This window comes from Shewanella sp. BJSY2023SW007, assembly GCF_047314525.1.
GTDB lineage: Bacteria > Pseudomonadota > Gammaproteobacteria > Enterobacterales > Shewanellaceae > Shewanella > Shewanella chilikensis.
On the sequence record NZ_JBKORL010000003.1, the window covers coordinates 29982 to 51934 of the forward strand.

At 51.1% G+C, this 21953-nt stretch carries 23 protein-coding genes and 3 tRNA genes; 8 read left to right on the top strand and 18 right to left on the bottom strand.

Going from position 1 to position 21953, the window contains the following annotated elements; translation table 11 throughout:
- Positions 1-219: 219 nt before the first annotated feature.
- The 7 genes from ACMHXE_RS00765 to ACMHXE_RS00795 all read left to right on the top strand — a co-directional run bounded on the left by ACMHXE_RS00765 (position 220) and on the right by ACMHXE_RS00795 (position 6297).
- Complete coding sequence (locus ACMHXE_RS00765) at positions 220-1440, top strand: MFS transporter (protein WP_198552059.1); 1221 nt, start codon at positions 220-222, stop codon at positions 1438-1440.
- A gap of 140 nt (positions 1441-1580) precedes the next feature.
- Positions 1581-1976 carry a cyclophilin-like fold protein gene (locus ACMHXE_RS00770; RefSeq protein WP_123117164.1) on the top strand — a complete coding sequence of 132 codons (396 nt, stop codon included), beginning with the start codon at positions 1581-1583 and terminating at the stop codon, positions 1974-1976.
- 4 nt (positions 1977-1980) lie between these two features.
- Positions 1981-2484: a cupin domain-containing protein gene (locus tag ACMHXE_RS00775; protein ID WP_025011315.1), complete on the top strand. Its 504-nt coding sequence runs from the start codon at positions 1981-1983 to the stop codon at positions 2482-2484.
- A 101-nt stretch (positions 2485-2585) separates the two neighbouring features.
- Positions 2586-3245, top strand: a complete 660-nt coding sequence (locus ACMHXE_RS00780; protein ID WP_071239094.1) for a carboxymuconolactone decarboxylase family protein — start codon at positions 2586-2588, stop codon at positions 3243-3245.
- Between the two features lie 7 nt (positions 3246-3252).
- Positions 3253-4344 carry an alpha/beta hydrolase gene (locus ACMHXE_RS00785; RefSeq protein WP_025011317.1) on the top strand — a complete coding sequence of 364 codons (1092 nt, stop codon included), beginning with the start codon at positions 3253-3255 and terminating at the stop codon, positions 4342-4344.
- A 58-nt stretch (positions 4345-4402) separates the two neighbouring features.
- Positions 4403-5041, top strand: a complete 639-nt coding sequence (locus ACMHXE_RS00790) for an NAD(P)H-binding protein (protein WP_037474272.1) — start codon at positions 4403-4405, stop codon at positions 5039-5041.
- A 122-nt stretch (positions 5042-5163) separates the two neighbouring features.
- Positions 5164-6297, top strand: a complete 1134-nt coding sequence (locus ACMHXE_RS00795) for a GGDEF domain-containing protein (protein WP_101057421.1) — start codon at positions 5164-5166, stop codon at positions 6295-6297.
- 33 nt (positions 6298-6330) lie between these two features.
- Here ACMHXE_RS00795 and ACMHXE_RS00800 read toward each other — a convergent pair whose 3' ends face one another.
- The 14 genes from ACMHXE_RS00800 to ACMHXE_RS00865 form a co-directional block, all read right to left on the bottom strand.
- The gene (locus ACMHXE_RS00800; protein WP_101057419.1) at positions 6331-6783 is read right to left on the bottom strand and encodes a ClpXP protease specificity-enhancing factor; all 453 of its coding nucleotides are present in this window, start codon (positions 6781-6783) and stop codon (positions 6331-6333) included.
- On the bottom strand, positions 6783-7412 hold the full coding sequence (gene sspA / locus ACMHXE_RS00805) for a stringent starvation protein SspA (protein ID WP_039035519.1): 630 nt from the start codon (positions 7410-7412) through the stop codon (positions 6783-6785). The genes ACMHXE_RS00800 and sspA overlap by 1 nt, the downstream gene beginning before the upstream one ends.
- Positions 7413-7507: 95 nt before the next feature.
- Positions 7508-8242 (bottom strand): cytochrome c1, encoded by a 735-nt coding sequence (locus tag ACMHXE_RS00810; RefSeq protein WP_101057417.1) that lies wholly within the window; start codon positions 8240-8242, stop codon positions 7508-7510.
- A complete protein-coding gene (locus tag ACMHXE_RS00815; RefSeq protein WP_025011323.1) occupies positions 8239-9456 on the bottom strand; it encodes a cytochrome b in 1218 nt (405 codons plus the stop codon). Before ACMHXE_RS00815 ends, ACMHXE_RS00810 begins: the two co-directional genes overlap by 4 nt.
- Positions 9456-10046: a ubiquinol-cytochrome c reductase iron-sulfur subunit gene (gene petA, locus ACMHXE_RS00820; RefSeq protein ID WP_039035517.1), complete on the bottom strand. Its 591-nt coding sequence runs from the start codon at positions 10044-10046 to the stop codon at positions 9456-9458. Before petA ends, ACMHXE_RS00815 begins: the two co-directional genes overlap by 1 nt.
- 378 nt (positions 10047-10424) lie before the next feature.
- The gene (gene hflC, locus ACMHXE_RS00825) at positions 10425-11348 is read right to left on the bottom strand and encodes a protease modulator HflC (RefSeq protein WP_039035516.1); all 924 of its coding nucleotides are present in this window, start codon (positions 11346-11348) and stop codon (positions 10425-10427) included.
- Positions 11349-11351: 3 nt separating this feature from the next.
- Complete coding sequence (hflK, locus tag ACMHXE_RS00830; protein ID WP_101057415.1) at positions 11352-12491, bottom strand: FtsH protease activity modulator HflK; 1140 nt, start codon at positions 12489-12491, stop codon at positions 11352-11354.
- Positions 12492-12526: 35 nt separating this feature from the next.
- Complete coding sequence (gene hflX / locus ACMHXE_RS00835) at positions 12527-13834, bottom strand: ribosome rescue GTPase HflX (RefSeq protein ID WP_101057413.1); 1308 nt, start codon at positions 13832-13834, stop codon at positions 12527-12529.
- Positions 13835-13854: 20 nt separating this feature from the next.
- A complete protein-coding gene (gene hfq / locus ACMHXE_RS00840) occupies positions 13855-14130 on the bottom strand; it encodes an RNA chaperone Hfq (protein ID WP_039035513.1) in 276 nt (91 codons plus the stop codon).
- 86 nt (positions 14131-14216) lie between these two features.
- A complete protein-coding gene (miaA, locus tag ACMHXE_RS00845) occupies positions 14217-15143 on the bottom strand; it encodes a tRNA (adenosine(37)-N6)-dimethylallyltransferase MiaA (RefSeq protein ID WP_101057410.1) in 927 nt (308 codons plus the stop codon).
- Positions 15136-16998 carry a DNA mismatch repair endonuclease MutL gene (gene mutL, locus ACMHXE_RS00850; protein WP_101057408.1) on the bottom strand — a complete coding sequence of 621 codons (1863 nt, stop codon included), beginning with the start codon at positions 16996-16998 and terminating at the stop codon, positions 15136-15138. Before mutL ends, miaA begins: the two co-directional genes overlap by 8 nt.
- A gap of 7 nt (positions 16999-17005) precedes the next feature.
- A complete protein-coding gene (locus ACMHXE_RS00855) occupies positions 17006-18331 on the bottom strand; it encodes an N-acetylmuramoyl-L-alanine amidase (RefSeq protein WP_101057406.1) in 1326 nt (441 codons plus the stop codon).
- Complete coding sequence (gene tsaE, locus ACMHXE_RS00860) at positions 18318-18800, bottom strand: tRNA (adenosine(37)-N6)-threonylcarbamoyltransferase complex ATPase subunit type 1 TsaE (RefSeq protein WP_101057404.1); 483 nt, start codon at positions 18798-18800, stop codon at positions 18318-18320. Before tsaE ends, ACMHXE_RS00855 begins: the two co-directional genes overlap by 14 nt.
- A 38-nt stretch (positions 18801-18838) precedes the next feature.
- Complete coding sequence (locus ACMHXE_RS00865) at positions 18839-20323, bottom strand: NAD(P)H-hydrate dehydratase (RefSeq protein ID WP_101057401.1); 1485 nt, start codon at positions 20321-20323, stop codon at positions 18839-18841.
- Positions 20324-20435: 112 nt separating this feature from the next.
- Here ACMHXE_RS00865 and ACMHXE_RS00870 point away from each other — a divergent pair, with 112 nt between their 5' ends.
- Positions 20436-20612 (top strand): hypothetical protein, encoded by a 177-nt coding sequence (locus ACMHXE_RS00870; RefSeq protein ID WP_157822699.1) that lies wholly within the window; start codon positions 20436-20438, stop codon positions 20610-20612.
- 132 nt (positions 20613-20744) lie between these two features.
- Here the strand turns inward: ACMHXE_RS00870 and ACMHXE_RS00875 are convergent, their stop codons facing one another.
- From ACMHXE_RS00875 to ACMHXE_RS00890, 4 genes are all read right to left on the bottom strand, one after another.
- Positions 20745-21200 carry a hypothetical protein gene (locus tag ACMHXE_RS00875; RefSeq protein ID WP_039035507.1) on the bottom strand — a complete coding sequence of 152 codons (456 nt, stop codon included), beginning with the start codon at positions 21198-21200 and terminating at the stop codon, positions 20745-20747.
- Between the two features lie 198 nt (positions 21201-21398).
- Positions 21399-21474, bottom strand: a tRNA-Gly gene (locus ACMHXE_RS00880).
- 202 nt (positions 21475-21676) lie between these two features.
- A tRNA-Gly gene (locus ACMHXE_RS00885) sits at positions 21677-21752 on the bottom strand.
- A gap of 122 nt (positions 21753-21874) precedes the next feature.
- Positions 21875-21950: transfer RNA gene (locus ACMHXE_RS00890), tRNA-Gly, on the bottom strand.
- Positions 21951-21953 lie beyond the last annotated feature (3 nt).

The window sequence follows — 21953 nt, forward strand, 5'->3', positions numbered from 1 at the left end:
TTGGCCTTCAGCTCACCAAATCAATCAAATATTCACAAGAATACTTCGAAAACTGGGCCAATATAACCGAAAAACATCCGTTATTAATGAATTGGATTCATAGTTTCAATGAATTTAGAGCGCTTGTTACCACAGCCGTCCAGGCCTATTCTGCTGGTCATAAATTCATCCAACAACGGCTACCAGCGCCAGCTACTCCTGAGGGGAAATTCTCAATCTATGAGCCATTCAGTTACAGATCCGCTTCCAACCACTGAAGATACCGCCTGCTGGAGTGGTGTCTTTGCCATGTCGTTATGTGTCTTCGTCCTAATTGCGTCTGAATTTATGCCGGTCAGCCTGTTGACTCCTATAGCCTCATCCCTGCAGATAACCGAAGGAATGGCCGGCCAAGGGATAGCCATTTCCGGCATATTGGCCGTGGTGACCAGCTTACTTATCCCGGTACTGGCCGGTAAGGTAAACCGTAAAACACTGCTTCTGGGACTGACAGGGCTGATGGGGATTTCCGGCCTCATCATAGGTCTGTCCGATAGCTATGCCAGTTACTTGCTGGGCCGGGCACTGATCGGTGTCGTCATAGGTGGATTCTGGTCCATGTCGGCGGCTATTGCCATGCGCTTGGTACCGAGTGAACAAGTCCCCAAAGCGCTGGCCATCTTCAATGGCGGGAACGCCTTGGCGATGATTTTGGCAGCCCCTCTCGGCGCTTATCTGGGCTCAATGCTTGGTTGGCGTGGCGCCTTTCTCTGTTTATTGCCAATAGCTGTCATCACCCTGATTTGGCAATGGCTTAGCCTGCCGTCCATGCCGGTTAGAGAGCGTTCAGCGAGGATCCGCGGCACTTTTGCGGTACTGGGCTTGTTACGCACTCCAGTAGTACTGGCCGGTATGCTGGCGATTGCCAGTTTGTTTATGGGGCAGTTTACCCTATTCACTTATGTTCGCCCGTTTCTGGAAAGCGTCACACAAGTGGCTGTAAAGCCATTATCCCTGATCCTGTTGCTCATAGGCCTGGCCGGGCTCATAGGCACCAGCCTTATCAATGGGGCTCTGAAACGACAATTTTATCTGACGCTGAAAATCATGCCCTTGTTGATGGCCGTCAGCGCACTCGGTTTGGCGTTCTTTGGCACTCAATTGATCTCGGTGATTGTGTTGTTACTCCTCTGGGGACTTATCGCTACAGCCGCCCCTGTGGGTTGGTGGGCCTGGGTGCCACGGACTATTCCGCAATCGGCCGAAACAGCCGGTGGCCTGATGGTCGCAGTCATTCAGCTCTCTATCGCCTTGGGTTCTACCTTGGGAGGTGTGTTATTCGACATTGGTGGCCACCAACTCTGTTTTGGTATCAGCGCCCTGCTGCTGTTGCTATCCACAGCTTTGGTCGGGGTAACACAAGGCTACGAAACCCCGAAAAGCCAAAAGGATAGGGTCTGACGATGACATGGACAAAGCCTTTGACCAATACAGCCTGTTTAAAGATAACCAAGGCATTTATGTTTGTCCTGCCTTTCCTTGGAGGACAAATGTCTCTGGCTCAAGACCAGTTACCCACTCAGATTGAGGAGACAAAAATCATGCACAGCATAACTCTGTTACTGGGCGGCAAAACCCTGGTCGCGAGCCTGGAAGACAACTCTGCCAGCCGGGATTTTCTTGCCTTGTTACCCCTTGAACTTGAACTGAGCGACTATGGCGCCAGTGAGAAAATCGCGGACTTACCCAAAAAGCTCTCCACCTTGGATGTCCCCAGCGGACATTCGGCCAAGGTTGGCGACCTCACCTATTACGCCCCTTGGGGGAATCTGGCCATTTTCTATCGTGATCACGGCTACGCCCAAGGCTTGATCCCGCTAGGGCGGATAGACACTGGCAAAGAGCTGATGAAATTTTCAGGCAGGCAGAAAATCCGCATAGAAAAAGCGGGGCTTATCGAAAGTAAACAGCTCAAGTCTCACTCTAACAAGGAGTAAAGCAATGAAACTCAACTTCATATTCACTTGCACATTATTGCTTATTTCGCTGCCAAATGTGGCTGCTCAGCCAAAGCAAAGTATCTCAGAATCAGGTTCCCGGCCTTCAATTGCCGGGCCAGAGCAATTTTTCACTGGTGCAGCACGTATCGACCCACTGTTTCCTGCGACCGATGAAATCAATGCATCTGCAGCCTATGTCACCTTTGAGCCTGGTACCCGCACAGCCTGGCATATCCATCCCAAAGGCCAACAAATTATTGTGACTCAGGGCGTAGGCTACACACAGGAATGGGGCAAACCTCGACAACAGATAAAGCCAGGCGATGTGATCTGGTGCCCTGCAGGCATAAAGCACTGGCATGGCGCAGCTCCCAAGACTGCGATGACACATCTTGTGGTCACGGGTCAAGACAATGAAGGCCGTAATGTCAGTTGGCTGGAAAAGGTCAGCGATGAACAGTATCTGGGACAGGATCAAGCAGACAAGACAGGGAAGCACCCATGAAACCCGGGATTAGTTATTGGCCGCTGATACTGTGTCTTTGCATCCCAATATTTCAGACTGCCGGACAAACACCCCATACGTTCCAATCGAGGACACCCACTATGACAGAACCAGAGCCTTTAACCTCAAGACAGCAAGCGATAGTACCTATTGCGGCTTTTGCCGCCGAAGGTAACTTGGCCAAGCTGGATACCGCCCTGGAACAGGGACTGGATGCCGGACTCACCATCAACGATACCAAGGAAATACTGGTACAGGTTTATGCCTACGCCGGCTTTCCCCGTAGCCTCAATGCGCTGGGAACTCTTATGTCAGTAGTAGAGACACGCAAGGCTCGCGGCGTGACAGATGAAATTGGCAAGTTGCCCAGTCATCCGCTCCCCAAAGGTGATGCGTTACTCTCAACGGGTACAGCCAACCAGACACAACTGGCTGGAGGCGTTGTCCAAGGCCCTCTGTTTGACTTTGCACCGGCCATTGATGAGTTTCTCAAGACCCATTTATTCGGTGATATTTTCAGCCGCGATAACCTGAGCTGGCATGACAGGGAAATCGCAACGCTGGCCATGTTGGCGGTTTTGCCTGGCGCTGAACCCCAACTTCAGGCCCACATAGCCATTGCCATGAATCTGGGACTAACACCTGAGCAACTCACATCTGTGATCACCGGCTTGAAGCAACTGGTGAATCAAGCCAGCGCCGAGCGCGCGCAAACCGCGCTGAACCAGCACCTGGAGCACCAGCCCTACAACCAAGAGTAACACCAGCATGAACAACCTAGACACAGCAAAATCCCCCTCTGAGACGCTCGATAATGGGCGTCGTGAACTATTGAAAATGACAGGAGCCGGTATCGCCATGACCATTGCAACCACCATCCCCACTCCGGCATTGGCCGAGTCTGAATTGAAGCTCAGTGACAGTTGGGACAAGACCTTCAGCAAGAGTGACAAGGTCGAACATCAAAAAGTCACCTTTAAAAATCGCTACGGCATCACCCTGGCCGCCGACTTCTACCTGCCAAAAGCAAGGCAGGGCAAGCTGGCCGCAATCGCAATAAGTGGCCCCTTCGGCGCGGTGAAAGAACAATCATCAGGCCTATACGCCCAAAAGATGGCCGAATACGGCTTTGCCACATTGGCGTTTGACCCCTCCTATACAGGTGAAAGTGGTGGAGAACCCAGGAACGTCGCATCCCCGGATATCAATACCGAAGATTTCAGTGCCGCCGTGGATTTTCTCGGCTTGCAAAGCCAGGTGGATCGCCAACGAATTGGCATTATCGGCATATGTGGCTGGGGAGGCATGGCACTGAACGCTGCCGCAGTGGATCAACGCATCAAGGCCGTGGTAACCAGCACCATGTATGACATGTCCCGGGTCATGTCCAAGGGCTACAACGACAGCATGACTCATGAGCAGCGCAAAGAAATTCTGGGCCAGTTGAGCCAACAGCGCTGGTTGGATGCCGAAAATGGCTCACCCGGCTATGGCCCTATCTCTCTGGAACTTAAGGGAGGTGAACCCCGGTTTGTGCAGGAATACGCCGATTACTACAAGACCTCGCGTGGTTTTCACCCAAGGGCCATCAACTCCAATGCTTCCTGGACCATCACCAACCCTATGTCATTTATGAATCAACCTCTGCTGACTCATATCGCCGAAATCTCTCCCAGGCCCATTTTGTTGATCCACGGTGAGAAGGCACATTCCCGCTATTTCAGTGAAACCGCTTTCGCTGAAGCCGCCTCTCCCAAGGAACTGCTGATTATCGAAGACGCCAACCATGTTGACCTCTATGACCAATTGGAGCGGATCCCCTTCGATAAGTTGAACGCATTCTTCGGTGAGTATTTATAACTTTCAAGCGGACAGAGGCTCTCCTCTGTCCAGCCTTCATCTTTAATGGAGTTTGTTGATGCACATTTTGTTAATCGGTGCCAATGGCCGTTCGGCTCAAGCCATCTTGCCGCGTTTGTTGGAGATAAAGGAAGTGCAACTGACGCTTTTTCTTCGAAGATCTGAACGACTGCAACACCTTTACAATGACAGAGTTCGGCTGGTAGAGGGGGATGCCAACAAAGTCGATGACCTGGTCTCGGCATTGCCCGGAATCGATCTGGTGATAAACACCATGGGTGGAATGGATTTGGACCGCAAGACCCGAAATCTGGTGCACGCCATGGAAAATGCTCAGGTGCAGCGCCTCGTTGCACTCAATGCCGGCGGTATCTATGAAGAGCTTCCTGAACCCTTCAATAGCTGGGACAAGAGTATGGTGGGTTTCACCCGGCCTGTTAACCTCAGAAGTGCCAATGTTATCGAAGCTTCATCACTCGACTACACCATACTGCGCCCCGTCTGGTTAACCGATAAACCGATAGAAGAGTTTCAACTTACTCAAAAAGGCGAGTGCTTTCTGGGGACCGAAACTTCCCGCGCCAGCTTGGGTAGATTTATTGCCATTTTGGCCAAGAATCCTAACCTTTATAGCCGCTGTAATCTGGGAATAAGCCAAAGTGGCACAGAGGGGGAGATGCCTGCCGCTTACCGCTGAAAGACATTGGCCGTTCCGCCAAACTTCACCGGCAATCCGCTGCTATCTGGCGCCAAGACTGGTTCAACAACGGGGTTTGAATTAAGCTGATATTTCGAGTGGCTTATAAAAGTGCTTTGCCTATGCCCAATATGACCAGGTTGCTGAATTTTTTGCTGATGCTGGGGTGTGATAGATGTGCTATCAAGACCCGGGAGCGTAAAGTCATTCAAGTCAACTTAGGCGTACTGGTTTCCATAGCGATTATATTATTATTTACTTTCGGCTTTTATATCAGCGGAAATCACGGTTTTCTCCTTTCCGGCTTGAATCAACTGCCCTTTGTTGCCCTGCTGCCTCTGGTATTACTGCTCAACTACAAAGGCAAGTTCTTTGCCGCCAGATGGTGTTTAATGTTGCTGTTGATGGCCGATGCCGCCACAGCTTTAATGACGGCCCAAGGTACCAGTATCAAGATCCACAGCTATTACCTGCTGTTTGCCATCATGTTGGTTGTACTGTTTGAGATCCGTGAATGGCGTTCTATCCTGATCCTGATGGTAGCCAATCTGGGGTTGTTCAGCTTCTTTGAGCTGCACGGCTGGCCATCCCACCCTGATATCACCCTGCTTTCTACACACACTCTGGCCATTTTACAGGCCTTGGTGATCTGCTCATGTATTATCAGCTCCTGCGCCATACTACTGATCAGCGAAATGTACGCCGAGCGCGCCGAGTTAGTGCTGCAACATCAGGCCGACACAGACACCTTGACCGGATTGCTTAACCGCCGCGCATTCATGCGCCAAGTCGCACTGCAAAGAGAGCAGCCGGGCTGCTGGGTACTTGCCCTGTTGGATCTTGATTTCTTCAAGAAGATAAACGATAACTTTGGCCATGATGCCGGCGATGTCGCCCTTATTCATGTCAGTAAGCTGCTCAAGCAAGCGCTCAAGCCTCAGGAGCGACTGGCCAGAATAGGCGGGGAAGAGTTTGCCTTGCTGCTGAGGCTGGATGAAACCGGGACTCAGGCCCTACAGCAAAGAGGTGAGCAACTCCTTGAGTCCCTCAGACAACAAGGCCTGGAATATCAAAGCCATTATCTACAACTGACAGCTTCTGTAGGCCTGGCAACTCTCGAACCTGGAGATAGTGCAAGCGAGGCACTCAAACGGGCTGACAAAGCCCTGTATCAGGCCAAGATAAATGGTCGTAACCGGGTGGAGCTGGCCGGTGCGGTATTGCAGCCACTGAAAAGAAAAAGCCAGTCATTGTAACTGGCTTTTTGCAATGCTTTAGCTGACACCCGGCTATTTAACCAAAGTCAGGTGGCCACGTCGCTTGGGCTTGTCTGCTGCAGGTTCAGTCTCGGCTTCAGTACGTGGCTGTTCAACCTCTTCAACCACATTCAGCAGTGACTCTTCACCCTCTTCAAGCAGATAGGCGTCTTCCATATCGAATACTGTACCGGCACCATTTTCACGGGCATAGATGGCAACAATAGAAGCCATAGGCAACAGCACTTGCTGTGGCACTCCACCGAAACGGGCATTGAACTCGACAAACTCGTTACCGAGCTTCAGGCCACCGACAGCACTGCCGGCGACATTCAGTACAATTTGACCATCCTTAACATACTGCAGCGGTACCTGAGTATCTGGCATAGTGGCATCCACTACCAGATGTGGAGTCAGCTGATTATCCATCAACCACTCATAGTAAGCTCTAAGCAAATATGGACGACTTGGGGTCAAATCTTTCATCAGATACCCATGCGCATTTCGCGCTCGGCTTCGGTCAGAGAGGCCTTAAAGGACTCACGCTCGAAAATACGGTTCATATAGGCTTTGATATCTTTACCCGTGCGGTTATCCAATTCGATACCCAGCACCGGCAGGCGCCACAACAAGGGGCCAAGATAACAATCGGCCAAACCGAACTCTTCACTCATGAAGTAAGGCATTTCGGCAAACACAGGCGCGATAGACAGCAGGCTTTCCTGCAACTCTTTACGGGCCGCATCGGCGCGGTCACCCTTACGAATGCGATCAACCAGGCAATACCAGTCTGTATCGATGCGATGCATCATCAAACGGCTTTGACCACGGGAAACTGGGTAAACGGGCATCAGCGGCGGGTGCGGGAAGCGCTCGTCCAGATACTCCATGATAATACGGCTTTCGTATAACACCAGTTCACGGTCTACCAGCGTTGGCACTGAGTTGTAAGGGTTGAGTTCCAGCAGATCCTCTGGCATATCATTGGGATCTACCTGCAACACATCAACAGTTACCCCTTTTTCAGCCAATACGATGCGAACCTGATGGCTATAGAGATCATCGGCACCTGAGAACAGGGTCATGATAGAGCGTTTATTGGCAGCAACAGCCATTGATACCCTCCGGAATTGAAAAAAACAAATGTAAACGAGGGGCAATGCCCCCCGTTTACATTATGCGGATAATATATTCTACCCCTTTCTAAGGGTTAGTGTACATCCTTCCAATATTCTTTCTTGAGCAGGTATGCGATCACAAAGAATATGAACAGGAAGCCGAGTACCCATTTACCCAGGTTTTCGCGCTCCAGTTTAACCGGCTCAGCCGAGTAAACCAGAAAACCGGTAAGGTCGCGAACAACCTGATCGTACTCTTCCGCAGACAGACTGCCACCTTCAGCTGGATTCACACCTTTAACCTTAGTAACTTCTTTGCCATCAACAACTTCAGTTTCAATAACTGGAGTTGCGATGCCTTGCAGGCCTTCCAGCACATGCGGCATACCGACTGACGGGAACACTGTGTTGTTCACGCCGAAAGGACGACTTGGGTCTTTGTAGAACCCTTTGAGGTAGGAATATACCCAATCTTCACCCCGGACACGGGCTACCAGAGTCAGGTCCGGTGGCGCGGCACCGAACCACTTGGCCGCATCTTTGGTTTCAATTGAGTTTTCCATCAGCTCGCCGATCTTGGCATCTGTGTGGATCAGCTTGCGCATCTCATCGACAGGAATATCCAGATCTTCGGCGACACGCTGGTAGCGCTGATATTGAGTGCTGTGACAACCGGCACAGTTGTCTTGAAACAACTCTACACCACGACGCAGCGACTCTTTATCTGTCAGATCAATATTGGCATCTTCCAGGTGCACATTGTGACCACTGGCGGCAGACACCATACCAGGCACAAAGGCAACCAAAGCAATCAATAACTTTTTCATTTGAATGTCACCCTTTCTGGTACTGGCTTGGTCTTTTCACTCTTGCTGTAGATGAACAACAGCAGGAAGAAACCGAAGTAAGTGAAAGTAAAGATTCGGGCAACAATGGTCAGTGTTGGTGTCGCAGGTACCGCACCCAGGTAACCCAGGACGATAAAGGACACGGCAAACTGAGCAATGTTCAGCTTGTGAATCATGCTGCGGTAGCGAACCGACTTGACCTTACAGCGATCCAGCCATGGCAACACAAAGAGTACGGCAATCGCCAGACCCATCATAACTACACCACCCAGCTTGTCCGGTACGGCCCGCAAGATGGCGTAGAACGGAGTGAAATACCATACAGGCGCAATATGCTCAGGCGTCTTCATTGGGTTAGCAGCTTCGAAGTTAGGCTTCTCGAGGAAGTAACCACCACCTTCAGGCATAAAGAACAGCACGTAGCAGAAGACAATCAGGAAGCCGGCAACACCCATGATATCTTTTACAGTGAAGTAAGGATGGAATGGGATGCCATCAACAGGCCAGCCATTTTCATCTTTGTTCTTCTTAATTTCGATACCATCCGGGTTGTTGGAACCCACTTCATGCAGCGCAATCAGGTGCAGGAATACCAGTACCACGAGTACCAGAGGCAACGCGATAACGTGCAGAGCGAAGAAGCGGTTCAGGGTTGCACCTGAGATCACATAGTCACCACGGATCCACAGGGTCAAGTCATCACCGATAACCGGAATAGCACCGAACAGTGAGATAATTACCTGGGCGCCCCAGTAGGACATCTGGCCCCATGGCAGCAGATAACCCATAAAGGCTTCGGCCATCAGCACCAGGAAGATCAACATACCGAACAGCCACAGCAGTTCACGAGGCTTCTGGTAAGAACCGTAGAGCAGGCCACGGAACATATGCAGGTAAACCACCACAAAGAAGGCCGAGGCCCCGGTGGAGTGCATGTAACGCAGCAACCAACCGTACTCGACATCACGCATGATGTATTCGATGGAGGCAAATGCGCCTTCGGCGGTAGGCACATAGTTCATGGTCAGCCAGATACCGGTCAGCAGCTGGTTTACCAGAACCAACAGTGCCAGAGAGCCGAAGAAATACCAGAAGTTAAAATTCTTGGGGGTGGCGTACTGACCAACATGGCGGTTATAAGTTGCCGTCATAGGGATACGCGCATCGATCCAGTCAATTATATTCTTAACCATTATGCAGCTCCCTGGTCTACGCCGATGAGCACGTTACCATCATCAATGTATTGATGTGGGGGAATCACCAGGTTCAGTGGAGCAGGTACGCCCTGGAAGACGCGACCGGCCATATCGAACTTGGAACCGTGACATGGACAGAAGAAACCTGAAGTCACACCTTCAACCTGCTCTGCAAAAGAGTCTGGCAGGTAAGTAGGTGAACAACCCAGGTGAGTACAAATACCTACGGCAATAAAGTACTCAGGCTTAATAGAACGTACGCCATTTTGGGCGTAATCAGGCTGCTGTAGTTCGTCAGAAGCCGGATCCCGCAATCTGTCATCGTGGGTGGGGAGCTCATTAAGAACTTCCTCGGTACGGCGGACAATCCATACGGGCTTGCCACGCCATTCCACACGGATCAGCTGACCTGGCTCTAGCTTACTGATATTTACTTCTACCGGTGCACCTGCAGCTTTCGCTTTGGCACTCGGATTCCATGACTTTATAAAGGGAACCGCTACAGCGACGGCACCAGCACCGCCCACTACGGCGGTTGCAGCTGTCAGGAATCTGCGACGTCCGGTATCGACTGGCGCATTGCTCATCCACTTATCTCCCAGAGGGTGTTGGAATTTTTGTTTTTCAAGACTTTAGGCCTCTTAGTTCTCACTAAAGGGAAAAGCCGAATTTTGAGGCGGGGCTCATTATAGCGAAAAATTAGAAGCAGATCATAGTCAAAAGACATAAGTTGGTTAAGGAGATTACAGTTTTTTAGCCGCCTGGGTTAAAAAAACAGCGGATTTAGGCTGCAAAACACCAGCATCTCGAAAGTAATTTAACTAAAGCTAAATCATAACCATTTGACTATTAACAATATATTCTTGGTTTACACATTAATACTTATAATTCTGTGACTTTCGCATCAAGCTGAGAAAAAGATAAAAAAAGACCCGGAACCAGTCCGGGTCTTTCAAGCAACACTGTTACTTGCCTTTTTGCTTCATGTATTTGAAGAATTCGCTGTCCGGCTCCAGCACCATAATGTCTGATTTACCGGCAAAACTAGCCTTATAGGCTTCCAGGCTGCGCAGGAAACTAAAGAACTCAGGATCCTTGGTATAAGCATCAGCGTAAATCTTGGCGGCAATGGCGTCACCTTCACCACGAATGTTTTCCGCTTCACGACGAGCATTGGCCAGAGTCACAACAACGTTGGCGTCGGTCATGGCGCGAATTCTCTCGGCCGCTTCCTTACCTTCAGCCCTGTGTTTTTTGGCTACCGCCTGACGCTCGGCACGCATCCGTTGGAAGATACTGTGGCTGACGTTGGATGGCAGGTTTATCTGTTTCACCCTGACATCGACCACTTCTATACCCAGACCTTCGGCACTCTTGGCAGCATTTTCCAGAGTAATACGCATCAGGTCATCACGGCTACTGCTCTCGGCCAAGTTTGTGCTGCCTTCGCTGGTGCCGGAAACAATCTGCTTGATGGTCAGTTTACCGAACTCGGTACGCAGGTCACTGTTGATCTTGCGCTGCAGCAACGACTCTGCCTTGGACTTGTTGCCACCTTCTGTTGCCAGATAGTATTTTTCAAAGTCCTTGATACGCCACTTGACATAAGAATCCACCATCAGGTCTTTCTTCTCAGAGGTCACAAAGCGGTCGGCGGCGCCATCCAGGGTCTGGATACGGGCATCCATATAACGGACTTTGTCGATCAGCGGGATCTTAACGTTGAGACCCGGGCCATAAACTCGGGGCACCATCTTACCGTCAACATTGTCTTTCAACACTTCACCAAAGCGGGAAACTATAGCTCGTTCCCCTTCATTGACTACCATCAATGAAGACACACCAACAATCGCCAGCAGGGCAATAATAATGAGTACAAATCTGCTCATGGTTTACTCCCTCCCCTGACGGATACGCTCTTCGCGGGACATGCGTCCGTTGAAGCTGCTGTTATTGGTATTTCTTTGGCTGCTGACGGCATCCACATGCTGCTCGGGTTCCTGCTCCGCTTTAGGTTTAGGCTTATCTTCCTGAGACATCAGCTTATCCAGCGGCAGATACATCAGGTTGCCGTTATTTTTGGCATCTATCAGTACCTTGTTGGTATCACTGAACACCTGCTGCATTGCATCGATATAGAGACGATCACGAGTAACCTCTGGGGCCAGCTTATATTCAGGCAGCAGCTTGTTGAACTTGGCTACAGCACCTTCTGCATCCTGAACAACACGCTCTTTATAAGCGCGGGCATCCTGGCTGATACGTTCCACCTGACCACGGGCCTTAGGTTCGATTTCCAGCTGATAAGCTTCGGCCTGACGGATATAGGTGTGCTCGTCTTCCTGTGCTGAAATTGCGTCATCAAAGGCATCTTTCACTTCTTCCGGCGGTCTGGCCGGCAGGAAGTTAACGTCTTCAATCTGCAATCCCAGATTGTAAGGTGCAATGATACGTTCAATCTCGGCGCGGGTGTCATCACGTACCTTGGCACGCCCGGTTGTCAAAATATCATTCATCTTTGAATGACCTATGACATAACGCAACGCACTGTCGGTGGCTTCACGCAGGCTCGAGTTAGCATCAACGGCACTAAACAGATACTGGTAGGCATCTTTCACCTTATACTGCACATCAAGCTCGACCACGACCATATTTTCATCGGCGGTCAGCATGCTGCCTGAAGCGGGAATAGAGCGCACCGATGCAACATCTACCGGTAAAACCGTATCGATAAAGGTGGCTTTCCAGTGTAAGCCAGGACCAACTTCGCCGACGTGTTCACCGAAACGCAGCACTACGCCCTGCTCCGCTTCCTTGATAGTGTAGAAACCGGAAAAACCCCATACTGCCAGGGCAATACCTGCAACTATGGCAAGTGTTCCCATGCTGAAGCCTGAACCACCGTTGCCCTTGCCGCCAAAGCGTTTGGCCAGATTGCGAAATACATCGTCCAGATCCGGTGGCCCCTTGTCGTTGCCACCTTTGTTTCCCCAAGGATCATTACCCTTGTTACCGGGCTCGTTCCAAGCCATTTAACTCTCCATAAGTGGATGAATAAACGAGATTATTAACAAACTACTTTATCAATCTCGGGTTCGAGGATAAAGGTTTCCAACTCACCTTGACTCTGCTTAACCAGCCGATGCCAGTCCGGCTGTGGTAAACGAATAGACAAGATACAGTTCCCCAGGTCGTCATACTCTTTCTGCTGTATCGCATCCAGTCGATAAAACTGGCCAAGATAATGCCCGGCTGTTGCCGGTATTCTCAAGCTAAGCTCAACTATGGTAGCTGCGGTCAGTTGATCCACCGCCTGCTTGAGAAGATCCAACCCCAACCCTTGTTGTGCCGAGATCCACACTCTGTATGGTCGGCCTTCAGGGTCGAAATCTATTTTGGGGCCTATCTCTTCCAACAGATCTATCTTGTTGCAGACCAGAAGCTGCGGAATATCATCGGCCTCAATCTCTTTGAGCACTTCTTGCACCTGCTCAAAGTTGTCATTCATATTGTCGTCGGCGCAGTCCACCACATGCAGCAGGAGATCGGCCTGACGGGTTTCCTGTAATGTCGCCTTAAACGCCGCTACCAGTTCATGGGGCAAATGACGAATAAACCCCACAGTGTCGGCTAAAAAGACGGCGCCGTTGTCCAACTCCAGCTTACGAAGCGTTGGATCCAGAGTCGCAAACAACTGATCGGCGGCATACACCTCAGATGTTGTCAAAGCGTTGAATAGAGTGGACTTACCTGCGTTGGTATAACCAACCAGTGACACAGTAGCCAGGTCGCTTCGCTTCCTGGCACGACGGCTTTGTTCCCGCTGTTTGTCCACTTTCTCCAAACGGCGATTGATGGACTTGATCCGCCCCCGCAGCAATCGCCGGTCAGTTTCCAGCTGGGTTTCACCGGGGCCGCGCAAACCTATCCCGCCCTTTTGGCGTTCAAGGTGAGTCCAGCCCCGCACCAGGCGAGTCGACATGTGGCGCAACTGCGCTAGCTCCACCTGTAACTTGCCCTCATGGGTACGGGCCCGCTGAGCAAAAATATCGAGAATAAGTGTGGTTCTATCCAACACCCGGCATTGGCACAGAATTTCAAGATTTCTTTCCTGTGCAGGACTCAATGCGTGGTTGAAAATCACCACATTTGCCTCGGTCGCAGCTACCAAAGCTGCCAGTTCTTCCGCCTTTCCTGTCCCCAAGAAAAACTTGCGGTTAGGCGCCCGACGGCTTCCTGTTATCACCCCTACCGAACGCGCCCCGGCCGACTCGACCAAGAGTTGCAATTCAAGAAGGTCTTCCCGACTGTCTTCATCGGAAAAGTCGATATGAACAAGTACTGCAGTTTCTCCCGCCTCATAGCGATCAAACAAGAAGTGAACTCCTTAACTTATTACTGTTCGCTGCTATCATCGTGCTGCGAGTTATAGTTCTGCTGACCACCGCCCTGATGATTGCTCACATTAAATGGACGAGAAGGCACAACAGTTGAAATGGCATGCTTATATACCATCTGGCTAACCGTGTTTTTCAGCAAGATAACGAACTGGTCAAAAGATTCCACCTGTCCCTGCAACTTGATACCGTTGACCAGGTAGATGGAAACAGGAACGCGCTCACGGCGTAGTGCGTTCAGGAATGGGTCTTGTAAAGATTGCCCCTTAGCCATGTTTTTATTTCCTTTTTTTAATTTATATAGTACTAACAAAAAGCTTTCTTGTTCGGTTTGAGTATTATACAGCTAGGGCTATTAAGCTAGCGGCAGTAACGCATAAGCTGAACTAAATTCCCTTGCGCCCCACTCTCCAGCCAATTCAACTCCGGCCATCCTCGCAACCATGTTAATTGACGCTTTGCCAATTGCCTAGTAGCAGCGACGGCTTTTTCGACCATAGTATCATGGTCAAATTCACCCTCAAGATATTGCCAACACTGGCGATATCCAACACAGCGCATCGAGGGCATATCCAGGTGCAGATCCCCCCTTTGCTTCAGCTTGGCCACTTCATCGCTGAATCCGGCCTGCAGCATCTGCATAAATCTTGTCTCTATCAGCCCATGCAGCGTTTTACGCTCCTGTGGCGCAATGGCAAACTGCACCACATCATAGGGAAGCTCAGGCGATTTTTCCTGAGTCAATTCGGTCAAACTCTTACCGCTGATACGATACACCTCCAGTGCCCGTCCGAGACGTTGTGGGTCATTGGGGTGAATGCGTGCGGCCGAAACCGGATCGATCCGTGCCAATTCCTGATGCAGCACTTGCCAGCCCAATTGCTCGGCTTCTTGCTGTATCTGGGCCCTTATCGCCTCATCGGCACTGGGAAGTGGCGATAAACCTTCCAATAATGCTTTAAAATACAACATGGTACCACCCACTAACAGCGGAGTTTTTCCCATATTGACGATCTGCTCAATCTCTCGCAGACAATCGCTGCGAAAATCGGCAGCGGAATAACTTTCGCTGGGATCGCGGATATCTATCAGCCTATGTGGCCCGCGAGCTAGCTCTTCCGCACTGGGTTTGGCGGTACCTATATCCATTCCACGATAGATAAGTGCCGAATCTACCGAGATAATCTCGCAGTTATGATGTTCGGCGAGCTCTAGCGCCAACGCTGTTTTTCCTGAGGCTGTGGGCCCCATTAATGTCAGCACTCTTGGCTGTTTCGCCTTACTCACTGCCTTCTTCTTCCAACCATTGCTGCCAAGGCAATACCTTAGCCAGCTGTAAAATTTCTTGTCGAGCTTGCTCGTCCAACGCCGAGATCCCCTGCCATATCAATGGCGCCGAGACAAAACTGCCAAGGCTGCTCTGCGCCAGCCAATTGGCCAAGGCCGCTTCCTGTGGCTGCTCAAATCTGAGCCATTGCAGCAGCTCGGGGATCAAGCTAGCCAGTTGCGTGTCCCTCAGATATGGGGGCACTTTTTTGATTATCAACTGCGAATGACGAATACTGAGATCCAGCCCCAATTGCCTCAGCAAAGTCTCCCTTTCCTCCAGCAATGCCTGCCATTCCGGATCGGCGTCCACAGCAACCGGCATCAGCAATGGCTGACCGGTCAACCCGGTAGGAAAGCGGGCGATAATCTCAATATATCTCAATCGCTTGGCAGCAGCTTTCACCTTGAGCAGTTTAAGCTGCTCATTTTCGACCAACACCCAATGTTCACCATCCAGCAGAGGCGGCATCACAGTCACATTGGCTTCAGGACTGGTTTCATTGACCACGCTCGGCGTCGCCAACAAGGCACCATAACTACTGATGGCCGACTTGGACGGGGCTGCAACCCCCTGACGGGAACCGGCAGCAGAATATGAACCCAATGCCTTGCCGCTTAAAGGAGCTCTGTCGCTATATTGGCTTTGATATCCAGCACTGCCGCCGCTTGACTCAGGCTCGCGAAAACGCGGCTCGGCACGGCTGCCATCAGTCGCTCCACCTTGGTTGAAGCTTGTAGCAGCGGCGTCTGAACCCACATCAATGGGCGCAGCATAATCTGTTTGGCTTAAATGCGGATTAACGTCATCGACCGGCAGTTGCTGTGCTTGCTGCAGGGCTGAGCTCAAGGCCTGCAGAATATAATCGTGCACATATCTGGCCTGATGGAAACGCACCTCATGCTTGGCCGGGTGCACATTGACATCTACCTGATGGGGATCCAGCTCCAGCATCAGCACATAGCCGGGTTGTTCCAACTCGGCCAAACCGGCAAAGGCCTGCCTGACCGCATGATTCACCAAACGGTCCCTGATCAAACGACCATTGACATAAAAATAGTGAGTATCACAAGGATCAACTTGCCAGGGGGACTGCAGGTAGCCACTGAGGCGCATATCGTCATGCTGACATTCCACCTTCAATGCTTGCTCAGCAAACGGCCGACCACAGACCTGAGCCAGCCGTTGCAGATATTGGGCTTCATTGTCTGCCGGACGATAATTGCGGACCTGTTTGCCATTGTGTTTCAGCGTCAGGTGGATTTCCGGCCTGGCCAGCGCAATCCGTTTCAGCCACTCATCGATATGGGTGAATTCTGTCTTGTCACTCTTGAGGAAACGTCTGCGCGCCGGGGTATTGAAGAAGAGATCGACCACTTCAATACTGGTGCCCACTGGATGAGCCGCAGGCAGTATCTTGACCCCCATATCCGCGCCTTCGGCGTAAGCAAGCCAGGCCTCGGATTGTTCGGCCGTGCGAGATGTCAGGGTCAGGCGGGAAACAGAACTGATACTGGCCAGCGCCTCACCTCTAAAACCAAAGCTGAGAATGGCTTCAAGATCGTCCAGTGTATGCACCTTGGACGTAGCGTGACGAGACAGCGCCAGTGCCAGTTCATCCTTGCCAATACCGCCGCCATTGTCCTGAATTCGAATAAGCTTGGCGCCGCCCTTATCGATTTCGATATCGACTCGGGTTGCACCGGCATCCAGGCTGTTTTCCACCAGCTCCTTCACGACGGAGGCCGGCCTCTCTACCACTTCGCCCGCCGCAATCTGGTTGGCCAGTTGTGGGGGTAATATCTGAATTGCCATCTCTTCCTCAGGCTCTGGGGATAACCAGTTGCTGACCTATACGGACTACATCCGATTTCAGGTTATTGGCTTTCTTGATATCGGCCACCGACACCTCATAACGATTGGCGATTACCGACAGAGATTCACCTCTGACAACCTTGTGTTTAATAGCGCCCTGCTTGGCCAGCATGGTTCCGGCCGGCGGATTGGCTTCAAAATACTTGAGTACACCTTTATGAATCGCCTTGGCCAGTTTGTCCTGATGGTTGGCATTACTGAGCAGCCTCTCTTCCTGTGGGTTGGAGATAAAACCAGTCTCCACCAAAATGGACGGGATATCAGGCGATTTGAGCACCGCCAGACTCGCCGACTCGGGCTTGTGCTTGTGCAGTTTGGTCACCTTGCCCAAACCAGAAAGAATATCGCTGGCCACTGTGTGACTCATCGCCATAGATCTATCCATCGACATATCCAGCAAGGTCATCGCCAGATACTGCTCATTGTCGGTATTTTGAATAATCTCACCGGCACCACCGAGCAGCTCTGAGTGTTTCTCTTTCTGCTCCAGCCAGCGGCCAATTTCGGTATTGGCCCGTCGCATGGAGAGCACCCACACAGAGGCGCCTCTGGGCTGAGGTGAAGTAAAGGCATCGGCGTGGATAGAGATCAGCAAATCGGCCTTACTCTGACGCGCCAGTTCCGAGCGACGGTTCAGGTTAACAAAATAGTCGCCGGTACGGATCATCACGGCTTTAAGTCCGGGAGTCGCATTAATTTTCTTTTCCACTCGCTTGGCAATCGCCAATGACACCTTCTTCTCGTACAAACCGGAAGGCCCGATAGATCCAGGGTCATCACCACCATGGCCGGCATCGATAGCAATAATCACATCCCGCACCGCTTCAGTGGCTGTCGGGGTCACCCTGGCTTTGGCCGAAGTGCTCTTGTCATCAAGGTCCACCACCAAACGGTTGCCGTATGGTGCAGTTGGCGGCAGAGAGAACAGATTGGCCTTAGCGGCCCGTTTGAGATCTATGACCACCCGCAGCGTGCCTTTCTCCGGCGGTTGGCTCAAACGCACCTTTTTGACCAAGGGGCTGTTGTTTTCAACTTTTTCCAGCTTGACGCCATTGGTGCTCTTTTTCAGATCCACCACAAGTCTGTCAGGGTTGCTCAGCGTGAAATAGCTGTAGTCAGGAGCTTGGCTTAAGTCAAAAACCACCCGGGTCGACTCGGGCGCCGCCCAAATACGCACTCCGTCGAGTTTATTGGCCGCCCAAATCGGCGCCGCCACCACCCAACAGATAACAAAAAAAGTCAGTTTAAATAAGATGTTATTAGTCTTTACCATTGTTTGTTATTTTTCTTAATAGCACCTTACCCTTGTCGGAATCGGCTTGCAGAGAAATTTCGCGACCAGTATTAGCATATTTGATATGCAGATGTATATCGGCAGCAGGCAAGCATCCCATTCCCTGTTCCGGCCATTCAATAATGCAAAGGCTGCGGTCGTTGAAGTAATCCCGGATCCCCATAAACTCCAGCTCTTCAGGATCGCTGAGTCGATAAAGGTCGAAATGATATACTTCGATTCCTTCAAGCTCATAAGGTTCCACGAGTGTATAGGTCGGACTCTTAACCGCACCTTGATGACCCAAGGCCTGAATTAAGCCACGGCTGAAAGTCGTTTTGCCGGCACCAAGTTCTCCGGTCAGATAAATGGTCAACGGCGCACTGATCAAGGCCGCCAATTGTCGCCCGAAGGCGACAGTTTGAGTCTCATCTGCCAATTGCAGAGTCAAGCTGTGTTCGATAGTCATTTAAGTGTGGATCCACGCCTTACATTGGCCCGTTAAGCTTACAAGTCAGTGTTTACCAGATGGCGGATCCAGGGCATAAGATCGCTGGCAAGCATGCCTCTCTCCCCGTTACGGGCAGCAAGGTCGGCTGCGCCGCCGTGAACTATCACCCCTGCCACAGTCGCGCGGGTGTTGTCCAGTCCCTGAGCCATCAGCGCGCCGATTATACCAGATAACACGTCGCCGCACCCACCGCTGGCGAGCCCGGGATTCCCCACAGGGGCAACAAATAGCTGTTTACCGTCATAAATGAGAGTGCCTGCACCCTTGAGCAGTACCACACCGCCATATTGAGCTTGCAGTTTTCTGACCGCTGCAAACCTGTTGGCTTCGACATCAGCAATATCCGTTGCCAGCAACCTGGCGGCTTCCCCCGGATGGGGGGTCAGAACCCGATTCTCCTGGGAGCGTTTTTCCTGGCTCAAGAGATTGAGCGCATCGGCATCCAGCACACAGGGCTTATCGCTCAGACTGACCGCCTTGAACAGATTATATCCCCAGTCGGCGCGGCCAAGCCCTGGCCCCAACACCAGTACCTGTGCCCAGCCAAGGCGCAGATAAACTTCCATATCCACCAATTCACAGCCCCAGAACATAAGTTCCGGCCTGTTGGCATTGACCGTGAGCTGATGCTCCGGCCGGCTCACCACAGTCACCAAACCGGCGCCAGCCCTGAGACAAGCTTCGCCCGCCAACCTGACAGCCCCACCCATGCCATAATCGCCGCCTATGACGGTAACCTTGCCCGATTTACCCTTGTGACTGTCCCTGGGGCGGGCATCGAAAAGCCCTTTGAGGTACTCAGTGCCGACTCTGACTACATCTGAAGGCGGCAAGTAATCACTTAGTCCCAAGTCAACAAAATGCAGTTCGCCGCAGCAATGCCTGGCCCTGCCGGTCAAGAGTCCTTGCTTCAAAGCCGCAAAGCAGAGTGTCTGCTCGGCTTCGACTGCCGCCCCAAGAGCTGCGCCGGTATCGGCATCTATGCCGGAAGGCAAATCCAGACTCAGCACCCTGGCCCTTGCCGTATTTATCTGGGCTATCATGCCAGCGGCTTCCGGCCGCACATCACCCTTGAGGCCGGTTCCCAACAGACCGTCCACTATCCAATCGTATTCAGCGGCGGTTATCTCTGATACCTGAGCCAGTTCCGGCGCGGATTGCTGTAACTTATTCCAGGCTTGCCCCCACTCAGTGCTGGGCTGACTGGCGGGGAAGATAAACAAGCTGGCGTTGAAACCCGAGTTCAATAACCAACGCAAACAAACCAAGGCATCGGCACCGTTGTTTCCCTGCCCGGCAATGACCAGCACCCGGCTGTCCGGGGCCAGTTTGACCGCCAATGCCTCAAAAGCAGCTTTTCCGGCCCGCTCGACCAACTCATAGAGACTGCCCTGCTCAGCCGCCACCCAGTCCAACTCGGCCTGGCGTACAGCCTTGGCGCTATACAGCTGACGGGGCATATCTGACAAATCCTGGGCCATATCGATTCTCCTATCTCCTGACTGACAGATACTGATGACTTGTTAACTCGAAAAAATCCGCTCGTTCACTAAACTTATGCTGTGGCAAAGGATGCCGGAAGGAAGCACAGGAATGATGCTACTGACACTGCTTATTTTAATACTCTGCGTATTACTGTTGGGATTACCCTTTAACTGGGTATTTCCCTGGTTCTGGCTCCTGGCTCTCTGCGCCTTATTGGTCGCCATCGGCATCTTTCGGGCGCTGACGCTACCGATAAAAAATCAGCATAAAGACTGTGATGATTGATAACACACTAGCAGTAAAGTCAGTGAGTATTTATGACTTGAATCAGAACAAGTTGATAAAAATGAAAAAGCCCGGTCTGGGCCGGGCAGAACTAACGGCAGACCCAAGCAGATCCGCCAAGTCTGGGAGAAGTTAAATATCGTCCATACGTATAGTACTGTGCACCAGTCGTTGCTGCTGGATCTTCTCGACCCGCACCAAGTCTTCCAATGCCCCTTTCACCTCGGCCGAAGCCGACGAACCGGCAGTTTTTTCCAGCAAGGCAATCAAGCGGTTTTCCAGATCCAGATGCAGATTCAGCACATCATCTTCTGTCATATTGGCCGCCAGCATGGTATCGCGGCAGCGCTTGCCGAAGTCCTCAAAGACAATGTCTTTGTACCAGGTATCGAGGATCTTGTTTGGCGCATCATCGATATAGTTTTCAAGAGTTTCAGCAATATGTTTCTGATGCTGTTCAAAATATTCCAGCATTAGTTTGACCCTGGATGAGTCGGCCTGAGTGTGTAATCTATGATAGAGCTGAGCCATATCAAGACGACATTTCGCTATAAATTCAAGGAGTTCACGTAACTGTTGAATACGCATCTGCCTATCTCCATTCTTCTGCCGTCAACGGCACAATTCAATTCGGTATGAAGACATTATGGAAGTAAAAAAGGTGGGAATATTTGAACAAGGTCATAAATCAGTGCTTACAAATGTCGCTACATTAGACAAAACGCAAGAAACCTGCGGCAGATCACGAAAAGCACTTTTTAAGGATTTTGAGGGGGAAATAAAGATTGGAGCGACATATCGGGTTCGAACCGATGACCTGTACCTTGGCAAGGTACCGCTCTACCAACTGAGCTAATGTCGCATCGCTTATTTGCTTCATCATCCGAGCTGACAATCAACAAAGGTACCAACCTTCTGTTTTATCAACTGAGCTAATGTCGCATTGCTTAATCGCTTCATCATCCGAGCTGACAATCAACAAAGGTACCAACCTTCTGTTTTATCAACTGAGCTAATGTCGCATCGCTTAAGTCCACATTTAAAGACAGTGGGCATCTGGAATTTGGAGCGACATATCGGGTTCGAACCGATGACCTGTACCTTGGCAAGGTACCGCTCTACCAACTGAGCTAATGTCGCATCGCTTATCTGCTTCATCATCCGAGCTGATAATCAACAAAGGTACCGACCTTCTATTTTATCAACTGAGCTAATGTCGCATCACTTAAGTCCACATTTAAAGACAGTGGGCGTCTGGAATTTGGAGCGACATATCGGGTTCGAACCGATGACCTGTACCTTGGCAAGGTACCGCTCTACCAACTGAGCTAATGTCGCATT

What these genes read in the sequence shown, in the direction of transcription:
- ACMHXE_RS00765 (WP_198552059.1), top strand. Translation starts at nt 220, where the DNA reads ATGAGCCATTCAGTTACAGATCCGCTTCCAACCACTGAAGATACCGCC.
- ACMHXE_RS00770 (WP_123117164.1), top strand. Translation starts at nt 1,581, where the DNA reads ATGCACAGCATAACTCTGTTACTGGGCGGCAAAACCCTGGTCGCGAGC.
- ACMHXE_RS00775 (WP_025011315.1), top strand. Translation starts at nt 1,981, where the DNA reads ATGAAACTCAACTTCATATTCACTTGCACATTATTGCTTATTTCGCTG.
- ACMHXE_RS00780 (WP_071239094.1), top strand. Translation starts at nt 2,586, where the DNA reads ATGACAGAACCAGAGCCTTTAACCTCAAGACAGCAAGCGATAGTACCT.
- ACMHXE_RS00785 (WP_025011317.1), top strand. Translation starts at nt 3,253, where the DNA reads ATGAACAACCTAGACACAGCAAAATCCCCCTCTGAGACGCTCGATAAT.
- ACMHXE_RS00790 (WP_037474272.1), top strand. Translation starts at nt 4,403, where the DNA reads ATGCACATTTTGTTAATCGGTGCCAATGGCCGTTCGGCTCAAGCCATC.
- ACMHXE_RS00795 (WP_101057421.1), top strand. Translation starts at nt 5,164, where the DNA reads ATGCCCAATATGACCAGGTTGCTGAATTTTTTGCTGATGCTGGGGTGT.
- ACMHXE_RS00800 (WP_101057419.1), bottom strand. Translation starts at nt 6,783, where the DNA reads ATGAAAGATTTGACCCCAAGTCGTCCATATTTGCTTAGAGCTTACTAT.
- sspA (WP_039035519.1), bottom strand. Translation starts at nt 7,412, where the DNA reads ATGGCTGTTGCTGCCAATAAACGCTCTATCATGACCCTGTTCTCAGGT.
- ACMHXE_RS00810 (WP_101057417.1), bottom strand. Translation starts at nt 8,242, where the DNA reads ATGAAAAAGTTATTGATTGCTTTGGTTGCCTTTGTGCCTGGTATGGTG.
- ACMHXE_RS00815 (WP_025011323.1), bottom strand. Translation starts at nt 9,456, where the DNA reads ATGGTTAAGAATATAATTGACTGGATCGATGCGCGTATCCCTATGACG.
- petA (WP_039035517.1), bottom strand. Translation starts at nt 10,046, where the DNA reads ATGAGCAATGCGCCAGTCGATACCGGACGTCGCAGATTCCTGACAGCT.
- hflC (WP_039035516.1), bottom strand. Translation starts at nt 11,348, where the DNA reads ATGAGCAGATTTGTACTCATTATTATTGCCCTGCTGGCGATTGTTGGT.
- hflK (WP_101057415.1), bottom strand. Translation starts at nt 12,491, where the DNA reads ATGGCTTGGAACGAGCCCGGTAACAAGGGTAATGATCCTTGGGGAAAC.
- hfq (WP_039035513.1), bottom strand. Translation starts at nt 14,130, where the DNA reads ATGGCTAAGGGGCAATCTTTACAAGACCCATTCCTGAACGCACTACGC.
- mutL (WP_101057408.1), bottom strand. Translation starts at nt 16,998, where the DNA reads ATGGCAATTCAGATATTACCCCCACAACTGGCCAACCAGATTGCGGCG.
- ACMHXE_RS00855 (WP_101057406.1), bottom strand. Translation starts at nt 18,331, where the DNA reads ATGGTAAAGACTAATAACATCTTATTTAAACTGACTTTTTTTGTTATC.
- tsaE (WP_101057404.1), bottom strand. Translation starts at nt 18,800, where the DNA reads ATGACTATCGAACACAGCTTGACTCTGCAATTGGCAGATGAGACTCAA.
- ACMHXE_RS00865 (WP_101057401.1), bottom strand. Translation starts at nt 20,323, where the DNA reads ATGGCCCAGGATTTGTCAGATATGCCCCGTCAGCTGTATAGCGCCAAG.
- ACMHXE_RS00870 (WP_157822699.1), top strand. Translation starts at nt 20,436, where the DNA reads ATGATGCTACTGACACTGCTTATTTTAATACTCTGCGTATTACTGTTG.
- ACMHXE_RS00875 (WP_039035507.1), bottom strand. Translation starts at nt 21,200, where the DNA reads ATGCGTATTCAACAGTTACGTGAACTCCTTGAATTTATAGCGAAATGT.